12 protein-coding genes are annotated in these 14592 nt (G+C 34.9%); 11 read left to right on the top strand and 1 reads right to left on the bottom strand.

All coding sequences use genetic code 11. From position 1 onward, the window contains the following. Window positions 1-22: 22 nt before the first annotated feature. The 10 genes from LY60_RS04385 to LY60_RS04340 all read left to right on the top strand — a co-directional run bounded on the left by LY60_RS04385 (window position 23) and on the right by LY60_RS04340 (window position 13241). Window positions 23-1918 carry a sigma 54-interacting transcriptional regulator gene (locus LY60_RS04385; protein ID WP_145080521.1) on the top strand — a complete coding sequence of 632 codons (1896 nt, stop codon included), beginning with the start codon at window positions 23-25 and terminating at the stop codon, window positions 1916-1918. Window positions 1919-2093: 175 nt separating this feature from the next. Continuing rightward, on the top strand, window positions 2094-3365 hold the full coding sequence (locus LY60_RS04380; protein WP_145080518.1) for a 3-isopropylmalate dehydratase large subunit: 1272 nt from the start codon (window positions 2094-2096) through the stop codon (window positions 3363-3365). Beyond that, entirely contained in the window at window positions 3358-3870 is a 513-nt protein-coding gene (locus tag LY60_RS04375) for a 3-isopropylmalate dehydratase small subunit (RefSeq protein WP_145080515.1), read from the top strand. The genes LY60_RS04380 and LY60_RS04375 overlap by 8 nt, the downstream gene beginning before the upstream one ends. Before the next feature lie 149 nt (window positions 3871-4019). Beyond that, window positions 4020-5387 carry a sigma-54 interaction domain-containing protein gene (locus LY60_RS04370; RefSeq protein WP_246145365.1) on the top strand — a complete coding sequence of 456 codons (1368 nt, stop codon included), beginning with the start codon at window positions 4020-4022 and terminating at the stop codon, window positions 5385-5387. Between the two features lie 356 nt (window positions 5388-5743). After that, window positions 5744-7060 (top strand): CitMHS family transporter, encoded by a 1317-nt coding sequence (locus LY60_RS04365; RefSeq protein WP_145080512.1) that lies wholly within the window; start codon window positions 5744-5746, stop codon window positions 7058-7060. 77 nt (window positions 7061-7137) lie between these two features. Beyond that, complete coding sequence (locus LY60_RS04360; RefSeq protein ID WP_145080509.1) at window positions 7138-8481, top strand: acyclic terpene utilization AtuA family protein; 1344 nt, start codon at window positions 7138-7140, stop codon at window positions 8479-8481. Further along, window positions 8481-8780 carry an AtuA-related protein gene (locus tag LY60_RS04355; protein WP_019227756.1) on the top strand — a complete coding sequence of 100 codons (300 nt, stop codon included), beginning with the start codon at window positions 8481-8483 and terminating at the stop codon, window positions 8778-8780. Before LY60_RS04360 ends, LY60_RS04355 begins: the two co-directional genes overlap by 1 nt. Before the next feature lie 183 nt (window positions 8781-8963). Further along, window positions 8964-11489, top strand: coding sequence for an ABC transporter permease (locus LY60_RS04350; protein WP_145080507.1), 2526 nt, complete (start codon window positions 8964-8966; stop codon window positions 11487-11489). Window positions 11490-11496: 7 nt separating this feature from the next. After that, window positions 11497-12171, top strand: coding sequence for an ABC transporter ATP-binding protein (locus tag LY60_RS04345; RefSeq protein WP_145080504.1), 675 nt, complete (start codon window positions 11497-11499; stop codon window positions 12169-12171). Continuing rightward, window positions 12171-13241: an HlyD family secretion protein gene (locus LY60_RS04340; protein WP_145080501.1), complete on the top strand. Its 1071-nt coding sequence runs from the start codon at window positions 12171-12173 to the stop codon at window positions 13239-13241. Before LY60_RS04345 ends, LY60_RS04340 begins: the two co-directional genes overlap by 1 nt. A gap of 44 nt (window positions 13242-13285) precedes the next feature. Here LY60_RS04340 and LY60_RS04335 read toward each other — a convergent pair whose 3' ends face one another. After that, complete coding sequence (locus LY60_RS04335) at window positions 13286-13504, bottom strand: hypothetical protein (protein ID WP_019227270.1); 219 nt, start codon at window positions 13502-13504, stop codon at window positions 13286-13288. A 195-nt stretch (window positions 13505-13699) separates the two neighbouring features. Here LY60_RS04335 and LY60_RS04330 point away from each other — a divergent pair, with 195 nt between their 5' ends. Beyond that, window positions 13700-14578 carry a YitT family protein gene (locus LY60_RS04330; RefSeq protein ID WP_145080498.1) on the top strand — a complete coding sequence of 293 codons (879 nt, stop codon included), beginning with the start codon at window positions 13700-13702 and terminating at the stop codon, window positions 14576-14578. Window positions 14579-14592 lie beyond the last annotated feature (14 nt).

The following is a 14592-nucleotide window of genomic DNA, read 5'->3' as shown; positions in this document are numbered from 1 at the left end:
CAAATTAATAAAGGAGCATAATGTGAAACCAATTCTAATTGTTGCACCTCATACAAAAATTGAATATACCGCAAGAAAAGCAGCAGATAATTATGATGATGTTACGGTCAAGTTGGCATTGCTGGATTCTGCTATTGAAGTAGTTAAGGAAGCAGAAAAAAATGAGGTAGAAGTAATAATATCAAGAGGTGGTACTGCAAATCTTATTAAAAAGACTGTCCCTTCAATTCCGGTAATTGAAATAAAGGTTTCACCATATGATCTATTTAACGCCATTAATATTGCTAAAAAGTACGGAAAAAATATTTATATCATTGGATTTAAAAATGTTATAGACCATGTTCAACTCCTTGGCCCGATTTTAGACATTAATATAAATGCTTATCAAATGGAAAACGAAGAAGACGGTAAGCGATATATAAGGAATTTAGTTAGTTCAGGTGAAAAGGTTGATGCCATTTTAGGCGGAACATTAGCTGAGAATTTAGCTTTAGAATATAATATTCCTACTGTTTTTCTGGAGACAAGTACTGCAGCAATTGATACAAGTATTAATGAAGCAAAAAGAATTTTAAAAGCAACACGTAATGAAAAAGAGAAATCAGAACGATTTAAATCAATTTTGCAGTATATTAATGAAGGTGTTATTTCAATTGACAGCGATGGAAAAATTACTACATTTAATTCAGCAGCCAGAAAGATAATGAAAATTTCAGGTAAAGATTTAATAGGATTACCCATTAATGAGATAACAAGCAATACAAAACTAATTGATGTTATGGAAAAAAATAAACCTATTTTAGGGCAGATTTTACTTATGGGAAAAACTCAGGTTCTTGCCAACATACTTCCTATTGTTATAAAAGATAAAACCGTTGGAGCTGTGGCAACTTTTCAAGATATATCTAAAATACAGGAATATGAGCAAAGAATCAGGGCTAAGTTTCTGGATAAAGGTCATGTTGCAAAGTATAGTTTTTCAGATATTATAGGTAATAGCGATGCAATGGTAAAAGCTATAGAAAAAGCCAAAAAATATTGCGATAACAATGGTACCATATTAATTACAGGAGAAAGCGGTACTGGAAAGGAAATGTTCGCACAGAGCATACATAAAGAAAGTCCGAGAAAAAACGGACCATTTGTGGCTGTAAACTGTGCTGCCATACCCAAGACACTTTTAGAAAGCGAGCTTTTCGGATATGAGGAAGGTGCGTTTACAGGTGCAAGGAGAGCAGGCAAAAGTGGCCTTTTTGCTGAAGCACATGGCGGAACTATTTTTTTGGATGAAATCGGAGAAATTGACATTGAGTTGCAGCCAAGGCTGTTAAGGGTGCTGCAGGAAAGAGAAATAAGGCCTGTAGGTTCAACAAAAGTAATACCAATAGATATTCGTATTATTGCAGCTACAAATAAAAATCTTCTTGAGCAGGTGGAACAGGGGGCTTTCAGGAGTGATCTTTACTACAGATTAAATATTTTAAAACTAAAAATTCCTGCATTAAGAAATAGAAATGGCGATATTGAATTGTTGAGTAAATATTTTGTAAATAAAATCTCAGCAAAATACAATAAAGATGTAAAGTTATCAAGTAAGGCAATAAATAAATTAAAAATCTATGACTGGCCTGGAAACATAAGAGAACTTGAAAATGTTATTGAGAATCTTGTAGTGCTCTGTGATGATACAATTACAGAAGATGATTTTGAAGAATTGATGGACCAGGAACATGTTACAGAACAAAACAATTTTTTCATTGATGAAAATGCAGAAACACTAGAAGACATAAAAAAGAAATATATTTTAAAAATTTTATCTCAATGTGACAACAATCAGACTTTAGCAGCAGAAATACTGGGAATAAGCCGTACGCATTTATGGCGTCTCTTAAATAATTATCAGGATAATTCAAATTAAATTTCAACTGTTACATAATGTAATTGCCAAAATTATATTATGTAACAGTTTTTTTATTTTAGCTGCATCAAAAAACTGAAATGCAAGCAAATTCACCTTTTAAAAGTTGGCACGCATATTGCTTATTAATAAGTGTATGTTTTAATTATTATTTTAATTACATGGAGGAATATAAATGCATGCTATTGAAAAAATCTTAGCCAAAGCAGCTGGGAAGACAAAGGTAGAAACAGGTGAAGTAGTTAATTGCAAAATTGATTTTGCTGAAATCAACGATCTTTACCTGCAAACAATATACTCATTTTATGAAATGGGAGGCAAGAAAGTCTGGGACAATGAAAAAATTGCCTTTGTTTTCGATCATTACTCTCCGGCTCCAACTATACAGACAGCTCAAAATCATAAGGAGATGAGGGCTTTTGTTAAGGAACAAAATTTAAAATATCATTTTGATATAAACAAAGGTGTATGTCATCAGGTAATGCCTGAAGCAGGGGTAGTATGGCCTGGGATGATTCTTGTAGCAACTGATTCCCATACCACTACTCATGGAGCTTTTGGAGCTTTTGGAACAGGTCTTGGAGCTACGGATATGGCAACAGTTTTAATTTCAGGTGAGCTTTGGTTCAGAGTACCAGAAATAATAAACATTGAAATAAATGGAAAACTCCATAATGGTGTTTATGCCAAAGATGTTATTCTTTATATATTAGGACAGCTAAAGGCAGATGCAGCAGTTTACAAGGCCATAGAATTCTCAGGAAGCTACATTGACGAATTAGGAGTAGCTGAAAGAATGACAATCTGTAATATGGCTGTAGAAATGGGTGCTAAAACATCTTATATAAAGCCAAATGACAAGGTGTTAAAATATCTGAGTGAAAGAACTAATCATGACTTTGAAATTCACGAAACAGATGATGACTTCGAGTATTCAGAAACTCATGTTTTTGATGTAAGCAATTTATCTCCGCAGCTTGCTGTTCCACACAGTGTTGACAACGTGTACAAAATAGAAGATGTTAAGAAGATTAAGGTTGATCAGGCTTTTATCGGATCCTGCACGGGAGGAAGATTAGAAGATATAAAAGAAGCTTATAAAATTCTTAACGGTAAAAAAATACATCCGGATACAAGGCTGATTGTTATACCTGCATCAACAGAAGTTTACCAAAATGCCATAAAACATGGTTATGTTCAGTCACTTATGGAAGCAGGGGCAACATTTACTGCACCAGGCTGCGGACCTTGTTTAGGAACTCATGCAGGTCTTATTGCCGATAAAGAAGTATGTATAACTGCTACAAACCGTAACTTTCCTGGTCGAATGGGAAGTACAGGAGCACAAATATATCTTGCATCACCTGCAAGTGTAGCAGCTGCGGCACTTAAGGGTCATATTACAGACGTCAGAGAAGTAATTAAGGAGGCAGAACAAAATGCGTAAAGAAATAACTGCGAAAGCTTTTGTTTTCGGAAAAAATATTGATACAGACCAAATATATCCCGGAAGATTTGTTGAACTAGTAAATCCTGCGGATATTGCAAAGCATTGTTTAGAAGGTGCAGATCCAACTTTTGTAGAGAGAGTATCTCCAGGAGATATTGTAGTTGCTGGTACAAATTTTGGATGTGGCTCAAGCCGTGAGCATGCAGCTATTACATTGCTGCACACCGGTGTCAGCGTAGTGCTTGCTGAATCATTTGCCAGAATTTTCTTTAGAAATGCTATTAACTTAGGTATTCCGCTAATGGTGGTTCCAGGAATCAGTGAAAATGTAAGTGATGAAGATGTATTAGAAATTAACCTTGAAACCGGAATAGTTCTAAATAAAACTACAGGAGTTTCTCTGCAGGGTCAGAAAATATCAGATTATACAATGAATATTTTAGAAAACGGCGGAATTAAACCATTATTCAAAAAGAAAACAGAAAATATGTATAAAAATTGATTTGAGTTCAAGGATAAGCAGAAATTTAAGAATAGTAAATCGGACTGTGGCTCTGCCACGGTTCTTTTTATGCAGTGAACTTTATTGTAAAGGCAGTAATTGTAATAATAAAAGAATATTTTAAAAGTTGTACACCTATGTTATAATAAATGAAAAATAATAAATTACATGGTGATGATATGTTGTTAGATAGCTGGATTAAAACATTGTTTGATAATTTGTATGATGGCATTTTAATTATAGATACTGATGAAATTGTGAAATACATCAATTCTTCCTATACAAGAATTACTCGTGTTGCTTATGATGACATTGTGGGTAAGCGTCTTAGAGATGTAAGGCCCGGAGCAAGGCTTCATAATGTATTAAAAGATAAAAAACAAATTGTTGGAGCAATAAGAGAAGAATTTGGAATTCAATATTCTGTTAACATGTCTCCAATATTTGAAGATTCAGAAATTATAGGTGCTGTTTCTGTTGTAAGCAATCTTGAAGATATATATAAATTGTACCAGGATATAGATAAATATAAAACAAAAGTAAAAACACTGGAAAATAAAATTAATGCCATACAAAAGGCAAAATATAATCTAAGCAGCATAATTTCCCAAGATATAAATTCATTGCAGATTAAAAGCACAATTAAAAAAATAGCCAAAAAAGATATTACAGTCTTGATTTATGGGGAGAGCGGTACCGGAAAAGAATTGTATGCACAGGCTATACATAATGAATCAAACAGATCAGACGGACCGTTTATAGCAGTAAACTGCGCTTCTTTTCAAGGAAGTTTACTGGACAGCGAACTATTTGGATATGATGAGGGCTCATTTACAGGAGCAAAACGAGAAGGTAAAATGGGTTTGTTTGAAGCAGCTAAAAACGGAACCATATTTTTAGATGAAATTTCTGAAATGGATATGGAAGTTCAGACTAGGCTGTTAAGAACGCTGCAGGAAGGCACAATTAGACGAATAGGCAGCATAAATGAAATAAATATAAATACAAGGGTCATAGCAGCCACAAATAAAAAATTAGAGGACCTGATCAATGAAGGTAAGTTCAGGCAGGATTTATATTACAGAATATCTGTTTTTCCCATCAATATACCTCCGTTGAGAGAAAGAAGAGGAGATATACTGCCTCTTGTGAATCATTATTTAATGAGTCACAAAAATGATTTGAAAATGGACATAATTTTAAGTAAAGATACTGAATTTTTATTATACAATTATGATTGGCCGGGGAATATAAGGGAGCTTAAAAATACAATAGAGTTTGCAGTTAACATGATGGATGGAAATGAAATAAAGGTAAATCATCTCCCCACAAGAATACAGTACTCCCAAAAGGATGTTGAAGTAAAAATAGATAGATTAAGCAGTAAAATACAAGAAGTAGAAAAGCAGGAAATAAACAAGGCGTTAAAATTGTTTGGAAATGACATTGATGGAAAAAGGAATGCTGCGAAAGCTCTTGGCATATCATTGGCTACTCTTTACAATAAATTAAAATAAATTGAAAGTATTCCGTAAGGAATATTCAGGTTCAAGACGAAGTAATTTAAGGACACGAGGTCCGCCCCTACGGGTCAATAGTCTGAGTATTCCGGTAAGGAATATTTTTTTGTTTCTAGGATTTTAGAAATTACAATTATATTTCTAAAATATTAGAAATTGATAGAATTGCTTTCTATTTAACAATTATTGACAAAAGATTATCAATGTGATTTAATAAATTTCTAAAATATTAGAAACGATAAATGATGATAGTATTTAATTGTTGAATTTTCAATATAAAATTATATATTTTATTGGCATTGGTTTTGCATATATGTTTATTGTAAAAAAATAAATTATTTTTGGAGGAAAATATGTTAGCAGTTTTAGGTTTTTTATCAGTTATACTTTTACTTGTTGTCGTAATGACAAAAAAGTTATCACCGACGGTTGCACTAATTGCTGTACCCAGCATAATGGCTTTTATCGGTGGTTTTGGATTTAAAGATGTTGGAACGTTTATTACTGATGGAATAAAGACGATATCCCCAACAGGAGTCATGTTTATATTTGCAATATTATTCTTTGGAATACTTAGTGATGCAGGAACATTCGATCCAATAATACAAAAAATACTCAAATTAGTTGGAAGTGATCCGGTTAAAATTGCAGTAGGTACAGCAATTTTAGCAATGTGCGTACATCTTGACGGTTCAGGAGCAGTAACATTTATAATAACAATTCCAGCTCTTCTTCCTTTATATGACGCTGTAGGAATGAGCAGGGTTACGCTGGCAACTGTTGTAGCACTTGCTGCAGGTACAATGAACATGGTGCCCTGGGGCGGTCCTACCATAAGAGCAGCCACATCTTTAAATGCTCCAATAAATGAGCTGTTTAATCCTATGCTGGTGCCTCTTTTGGCAGGTTTGATTACTGTCCTTGTTATTGCAGTCTTTCTTGGAAAAAGAGAAAAGAAAAGAATCGGTGAAATTAACATAGCCAATGTAAACAATCTTGATTTGAACGGAATGAATAAAGAAGTAGATGAGAAAAAATTAAGTTTGAAAAGACCTAAGTTATTTATTGTAAATATAATTTTAATTGTTGCGGCTATTGCTGTAATGATATCAAATTTATTGCCGCCGCAGGTAACATTCATGTTTGCATTTTGTATAGCAATAGTAATCAATTATCCAAATGTAAAGCTACAAAGAGAATTAATTGATGCTCATGCAAAGGAAGCATTGATGATGGCAAGTGTATTATTTGCAGCCGGTGCATTTACAGGAATAATGAAAGGCTCAGAAATGATAACTGCCATGTCAGAAACCATTGTTAATCTCATACCAACTGCCATGGGCAGATTTATTCCGCTTATAGTAGGTATTGCCTCAATGCCGTTAAGTATGTTGTTTGATCCTGATTCATTTTATTTTGGAGTATTGCCTGTTCTTTCCAGTGCAGCAAATCAATTTGGCATAGATCCGTTAATGGTGGGAAGAGCATCAATAATTGGACAAATGACAACAGGTTTCCCAATAAGTCCATTGACAGCAGCAACATTCCTTTTGGCAGGATTGACAGGGGTAGACCTGGGAGATCATCAGAAGAAAACTATTCCCCTTGCATGGTTGGTTACAATTGTAATGCTTATAGTATCCATAGCCATCGGAGTAATAGCACTTTAATATTAAATTTAATACAAAAAATGCTCACAGTTTATTTCAATACTTAATGCGTTGAGCAAATTAGAAAGGATATAATAATGAAAAAGATAAGAGTAGGAAGCGGAGCCGGATATGCAGGCGATAGGCTTGAACCAGCCTTAGAGCTCATGGAAAGGGGAAATCTTGATTACATTAGTTTTGAGTGTCTGGCTGAAAGAACAATAGCAATTGCACAGCAGCAAAAGTTAATGGACCCAAAAAAAGGTTATAATGGACTTCTTGAACACAGAATGGATAAAGTGCTACCATTGGCATATAAAAATAAAATTAAAGTAATTACAAATATGGGCGCAGCCAATCCTCAGAGCGCAGTTGATGTAATCTGCAAAATGGCTGAAGAAAAAGGACTGAAAGGATTAAAGGTTGCAGGAGTTTATGGCGATGATTTCTTCAATCAGCTTAATAAATATCAGGATGCAACAGTTTGGGAGACAGGCAGGCCACTTTCTCAGCTGGACGGCGAAGTTGTTTCTGCCAACGTCTACATGGGCATAGATGGAATAGTTGAAGCTCTTGAAAATGGAGCAGACATTATTGTAACCGGAAGAGTATCAGACCCTGCATTGTTTCTGGCACCACTGGTATATGAATTCGGCTGGGATATAAATAACTATGATCTGATGGGTAAGGGTACACTGGTAGGTCATTTGCTTGAATGCGGAGGCCAGTCGGCAGGCGGATACTATGCGGAACCAGGCAAAAAAAATGTTGAAAGGCTGTGGGAGCTTGGATTTCCATTAGTTGAGGTAGACGAGAACGGTGATTTTATCATCACTAAAGTTGAAGGCTCAGGCGGAGTAGTTAACAAGGACACTTGTATAGAGCAGATGATATATGAAATTCACAATCCTAAAGAATATTTGACTCCAGACTGCATAGCTGACTTCTCAAATGTTACATTTAAAGACATAGCAAAAGATGTTGTTGAAGTTAAGGGCGCAACTGGCAGAGAAAAACCTCAAACATTGAAGGCCAGCCTGGGATACAAGGATTGCTTCATAGGCGAAGGAGAAATATCTTACGGTGGACCCGGATGCTTAGAAAGAGCAAAGCTTGCCGCAGAAATAGTTGAAAAAAGACTTGAGCTGACAAATGTAAAATACGACGAAATAAAAATAGATTTCATAGGAATAAACAGCATTTATAAAAATCAAGGAAGAGTTTATAATACTCCGGAAGAAATAAGATTGAGAATTGCTGCCAGAACTAAGTCTAAGTATGATGCAGTCCAGATAGGTAATGAGGTTGAAACATTGTATACAAACGGACCTGCAGGCGGTGGCGGAGCCACTAAGACGGTAAGTGAAATTGTATCGGTGGCTTCAATATTGATTAACAGAAATGATGTAGAAGCTAAGGTAATATACAAGGAGGTATTATAATGAAGTTATGGGAGATAGCACATTCAAGAACTGGGGATAAAGGTAATATTTCAAATGTTTCTCTTATAGCATATGATATAAAAGACTATGAATTATTGAAGGAAAAAGTCACACCGGAAGTAGTAAAACAATGGTTCAAAGAAATTGTCAAAGGTGAAGTTGTAAGATATGAACTGCCTCAGTTAGGAGCAATGAATTTCGTAATGTATGACGCTCTTGGGGGCGGTGTTACCAGATCTCTTGCTTTGGATAAACATGGAAAAAGCTTAAGTTCATACTTGCTGGATATTGATATATAAAATAAAAACGAAGTTTGTTATGCAAACTTCGTTTTTTATTTTATTTAAAGGATTATTTTGTTACTTATAGTAAAAGATTTTTGTGGCATTTAATATAAAAAATGGTATAATAGAGAATGCTTTACAACTTTTCGTAGTATTTATTGTATAAAATCTTCACTCTTAAATAAATGGAGGAATTAATTGGGAATTATTGTAAGATTCATTGTAAAGAGCATCCTTGAGAAAAAATTCAGAGCATTTATTATTGTATTTTCTATTGCAATTTCTGCTGCACTTTTTTTTGCTTGCAGCGGGTTATCCGGTACCATCACCAGCATGTATGAAAATCAAATCAAAATGCAGACAGGTGAGGCAGATATAATAATACAGCCTGATGAGGATTCGCCTTCAGGGACTTTCAAAATTAAACCTGAACCCATTGATGGTGTGTCCTATTTAACAGGAAGCATTGCGGCATCCGGCAGCTACAAATTGTCTGAAGATCAATCAGAAAAATATAACATTAAAACAGAAAATCTGATTGTACGAGGATTTAATATTGAAGAACTCGATAAGCTTAATCCTGTAAACTTCAGCCAAGTTGCAAGGAATAAGGATTTTGAAGGAAATTTTGTAATACTTAGCAAAATATTTGCAGATAAGTATGGCTTCAATGTAGGAGACCGTATTGACATAAAAATAAACGGCAGAGATAGAATCCTGACAGTATACGGAATTTCCAGACCAACGGGAGTATTTCAGCACAACCCTCAGTCAGACACAATGACAGCTGTGATGCCTATGGATACAATAGCCTCTATACGAAACGTCAGGGGAAGGGTGCAGACTGCCTTTGTTGTTCTTGAAGAAGGTGTTGATATTAAATCTGCTATTGATACTCTGGAAAAACTATATCCAAGATACAGGGTAAGCGAACCTTTTTCAGCAGAAGAACTAAGACAATATATGCAGTTTATTGTTGTGCCCATGTTCATGATGACTTCAATGGTGCTATTCATAAGTATTTTTATTATCTACTCAACATTCAAGGTAATAACTACAGAACGTCTGCCGGTTATCGGAACATTTAGAAGCATTGGTGCCACAAGAAAGATGACAGATGTTGTGCTCATTGGAGAAAGTCTTACATATGGAATTGCTGGTGGTATTGCAGGTGACATATTGGGGATTGGAGTATTGTATCTCATAGCAAAGATTATGGCTGCAGATCCCTACAACGGACAAATGAATGTTTCTATAAAATTCGGAATAGGACATTTGGCTGCATCATTTCTTCTTGCCATATGTGTAGCACTGATAAGTTCCTGGCGCCCCATAAGCAAAGCATCAAAAATACCAATAAAGGACCTTGTGCTTAACAACACTGAAATAAAATCAAAAAACAAAAAATGGAAAAAATATGCCGGAATAATCATGCTTTTGATTTCGTCATCATTGCCTCTTGTTGCTCCCAAGTCACTGGCACTGTTAATAAATGTAGTAAGTCTTCTCATTTCAACAGTTGCCGTAGTCATGTGTGTTCCTTATATAACAAGAATTTTTTTAAAGTTATTTGAAAGGTTTTACGGTAATTTTTTTGGAAATGAAGGAATTCTTGCTGTTAAAAACTTGAACGGCAACAAGAATATTTTAAATAATATTTCCCTTCTTGCCATAGGAATATCGACCCTGCTTATGATAAACACCATAAGCAGCAGTGTGGGAATAGAAGTATTAAATGCCTACAAGGACTGGAACTTTGACATAATGGTGAGCTTGTACAATTCCGACAGAAATACGGAGCAGGTTCTTAGAAGTGTTGACGGGGTATATGGAACCTACGGAGCATATGAATCATGGGATGGGGTGGATGTCAAGGATGCGAATTACACCATTCGTTACCTGCAGGGCGTTGACATAAAAAGATACAGAGACTATGTTACATTCAGGCTGCAAGGCAAATTGGATGCTGACGAAACTTTCAAGCTTTTGGATGAAGGAAGAAATATTATGGTTGCCAATATGGCAAAGGAAAAACTTGGATTAAAGGTTGGCGACAGCTTAACACTTGAAATGAAAAGCGGAGATAAAACATACAAAGTAATAGGATTTTATGACTCAATAATGAGCAATGGAAGCAATGCGGTGATTTCCCAGAAATATTATAAAATGGATATGAAGCAGCAGGAAATAAGTAATTTTTTTATTAAAACATCAAAAAATCCCGATGAAGTCCTTTCATCCATACAGGATAAATTCACAAGGCGCGGAATGTTTGGAGATACAATCGACAGCATGGAAAAGAAGAATTATGAATCTAACAATCAGTTTATGATAATACTTCAGGCTTTTTCAGTTATTGCCATGCTCATTGGAATTTTTGGAGTGTTCAATAACTATATGATCAGTTTTATGGAGAGAAAGCGCTCAATTGCCATGATGAGATCAATTGGTCTATCTAAAAGACAGACATTGAAGATGATTATGATTGAGGCTCTCACAGGAGGCTGTATTGGAGGGGTTGTAGGAATTATAGGCGGCACACTCATGCTTTTGTCAGTTCCGAATCTTATGCAATCAATTGACATTCCAATTGCAATACATTATTCAATGAACTTTTTTATAAGTGCACTGGTGGGAGGTATTATTATTGCAGTGCTGGCTTCAATCAGTCCTGCATTAAAAACATCAAAACTCAACATTATTGAAGCAATTAAATACGAGTAGGTGGATTATGGAAAATATTATCGAAGTTAAAGACTTAAATAAAACATTTTTGCTGGGAGAGCTGACAGTTGATGTTTTAAAAGGCATCAACATGAGCGTTGAAAAAGGAGAATTTATTACAATAATGGGGCCTTCAGGGTCCGGAAAGAGCACGCTTTTATATCTTTTGGGAGGCCTTGATAAGCCAACAACCGGAAAAATATTAATAAAGGGCCAGGATATTTCAGCATTGTCTGATGAGGAACAAAGCATCATGAGGCGCAGGGAAGTTGGATTTGTTTTTCAGTTTTATAATCTTGTTCCTAATTTGACAGTGGAGGACAATGTGATGCTTCCTTTGCTTCTGGATGGGAAAAAAATCAGCAAATACAGTGATAAACTTGATGAAATTCTTGATGTTGTTGAATTATCAGACAGGAAAAAACACACTCCAAGGGAATTGTCGGGAGGACAGCAGCAGCGTGTTGCAATAGCACGAGCACTTATAAATGAACCAGACATTATTCTTGCTGATGAGCCCACAGGAAATCTTGACAGCAAGACAACTGAAGAAGTAATGAATTTGTTTCAGAAAATCAATCGTGAAAAAGGAAAGACCATATTGCAGGTAAGCCATTCTTTGGAAACAGCAAAGTATGGAAATCGAATTATTAATGTAAAAGATGGAAGGGTGTGGGAATAATGACAAAAAGAAAACTAACTATAATATCAGCAGTTATGTGTTTGTTACTTATTACAACAAGCTGTGGCAAGAGTGAAAAAACATCTCAAGTGGAAGAAGTAGACATATCAGAGCAGTCAAAAATAATTGAAGCCTTTGGAATTGTAAAAGCAGAAGATTCAAAAGATGTTATTATTGAATTTCCGGCTGTTGTTATGGATGTTCAAGTTGAAGAAGGCCAGCATGTTGGTTTAAATGAACCTATAATAACTTTGGACTTAACAAAGTATCAGGCTCTGATTCAAGATAAAAAGATAGAACTCAATATTGCCAAGCTTGAAGAAAAGAGTGCTGTTACAAGTTTAAACGGACTCACACTGGATGACAAAACATCAGAGCTTGAAAAACTAAAAAATAATCTGGAGTTTGCAAAATCTCATTACCAGCAGGCTGCAGAAGAATTCAAGAACAAGGAAAATCTCTATAATGAAGGGGCAATATCTCAGGAATCATATAATCAATACAAGAAAATCACGGATGAAGCAAAAAATAAAATGAATGACATTGAATATGAACTGAAAATTGCTTCAGAATCTAATGATAGAAACATAGAACAGTACCAGGTAAGCAAGGAAACTGAAATGAACAAAGCTGACATATTGGCACAAAAAGGCACTCAAATTGAGTACGGTGTAGCAGTCATGGAGAGCAAGCTCAACAAACCATTCATAGTAGGAAATCAAGTAGTATCTGAATATGAAAACGCAGCAGTATATGACTTAAAATATGCTCCCGGAAATATTACAAGTGAAGAACAGAAAGCATTCACCATAGTCAATTTGGACAGTCTGATTGTTGAAGCCAACGTTCCCGAAGAATTTATCAAGGATGTAAAAGAAGGACAGACGGTTAAGATAGTGCCTGTTGCCGATAGGACCAAAGAATATGAAGGCAGTGTAGTATATTTGTCAGGGATGGCGTTCAGCAACAACGGTGAAACTGTGGTTCCCGTAAAAATTTCAATCAATACAAAAGATTCATTCCTGCTTCCTAACTACAATGTCGACGTGTATATTGATACACTGGATTAATGTTAGAATGAAAGGTGCTGATACCGTGTATCAGCACTTTATTTTTATTTTTTGTTTTTTAATTTGTCTTTTGAGCTTAAGAAGCTGTTTGAGTTGTATGCTCCTAATTTGTTATCATTTGAATTAGGATTATTATGCTTTATACCATAATCCATTTGATCTTGAGATTTGTTTGAGTTTGTTATGCCGTTACAAGTACCGTTGAATTTGTCCATACCGTTGCCTTCGCCGCTTTTATTGTGTCTTCCATTTCCTTTGCTCATTTTAATACCTCCTTTTAAATATTAGTGAGATAAAGTCACACACATATATTTTCCTCATTGAGATTGATTATTCCTTAAAAAGCTGTCTTAAAAATCCATATGTGTATTATTAAATTGCTTTGATTTTTTTCTAATTTTTGTTATTATATTACTAGGACGTGAACAACATATTGATTGTATTTAAGGGGAGACAAAATGCGCAATACGAATTTGAAAAAATTATTCAATGATACAATTTACTTAACTATAGGCTGCCTCATTACTGCATTCTCTGTTAATTATATTCTTAAACCAAATGGACTTATAACCAGTGGTATTACGGGTCTTGCAATTGTATTAGAAAAATACCTGTATATTAACTATTCCTATATTTATTATTTTGCAACTCTTATAATATTGCTCATAACATTTGTACTGATGGGTAAAAAAGAAATAATGAAAATTATTTTTCTTTCTGTGCTTTATCCCACTGTTCTTCTGGCAATGCAGAGCTTTGAATTTAAATTTGTGGAAAATGATCTACTGCTTGCTTCCATATATTTTTCGCTTTTTTACGGGCTTGGAGTTGGAATGATACTCAGGAAGGGTTTTTCGTTCGGCGGAACAGATACACTTGCCAGAATTCTTAACAAGAAGGCTTTTCCATCAATAAATGTAAGCTACATAATGCTTGTACTGGACGGTTTTGTAATAATCACTGCAGCTTTTGCCTTTGGAAGAAATATAGCTCTTTATTCTATCATCAGTCAATTGATTATAACAAAGGTATGCGACTATATAATGTTTGGATTTGGAACAAAGTTGTACAAGCTTGAAATAATCAGCAGCAAGTATGAAGAAATAAGTAAGTTTATAATGTTTGAACTTGGTCGGGGAGTAACTCTTATAAATGTAACAGGGTGTTATACAAATGAAGAAAAGGTTCAGATTGAATCTGTATGCTCTCCAAATCAGGCTGTAATGATACAAAAGTTAATAAAGCAAATTGATTCCATGGCATTTGTTAAAGTGCTGCCTGTTATAAATGTATGGGGAAAGGGAATACGCTTCATAGATATCAGTTCAGAAGACTAAGATCAATTCTGTTA

Source organism: Sedimentibacter saalensis, assembly GCF_007830175.1.
Taxonomy (GTDB): domain Bacteria; phylum Bacillota; class Clostridia; order Tissierellales; family Sedimentibacteraceae; genus Sedimentibacter; species Sedimentibacter saalensis.
The sequence above is the reverse complement of the archived record's forward strand: the minus strand, read 5'-3'. Positions and strand labels throughout refer to the sequence as shown.

Bases quoted from the DNA above. Each gene is read 5' to 3' on its own strand.
- LY60_RS04380 (WP_145080518.1), top strand. From the start codon at position 2,094: ATGCATGCTATTGAAAAAATCTTAGCCAAAGCAGCTGGGAAGACAAAG.
- LY60_RS04370 (WP_246145365.1), top strand. From the start codon at position 4,020: ATGAAAAATAATAAATTACATGGTGATGATATGTTGTTAGATAGCTGG.
- LY60_RS04365 (WP_145080512.1), top strand. From the start codon at position 5,744: ATGTTAGCAGTTTTAGGTTTTTTATCAGTTATACTTTTACTTGTTGTC.
- LY60_RS04360 (WP_145080509.1), top strand. From the start codon at position 7,138: ATGAAAAAGATAAGAGTAGGAAGCGGAGCCGGATATGCAGGCGATAGG.
- LY60_RS04345 (WP_145080504.1), top strand. From the start codon at position 11,497: ATGGAAAATATTATCGAAGTTAAAGACTTAAATAAAACATTTTTGCTG.
- LY60_RS04340 (WP_145080501.1), top strand. From the start codon at position 12,171: ATGACAAAAAGAAAACTAACTATAATATCAGCAGTTATGTGTTTGTTA.
- LY60_RS04330 (WP_145080498.1), top strand. From the start codon at position 13,700: ATGCGCAATACGAATTTGAAAAAATTATTCAATGATACAATTTACTTA.
- LY60_RS04335 (WP_019227270.1), bottom strand. From the start codon at position 13,504: ATGAGCAAAGGAAATGGAAGACACAATAAAAGCGGCGAAGGCAACGGT.
- LY60_RS04355 (WP_019227756.1), top strand. From the start codon at position 8,481: ATGAAGTTATGGGAGATAGCACATTCAAGAACTGGGGATAAAGGTAAT.
- LY60_RS04375 (WP_145080515.1), top strand. From the start codon at position 3,358: ATGCGTAAAGAAATAACTGCGAAAGCTTTTGTTTTCGGAAAAAATATT.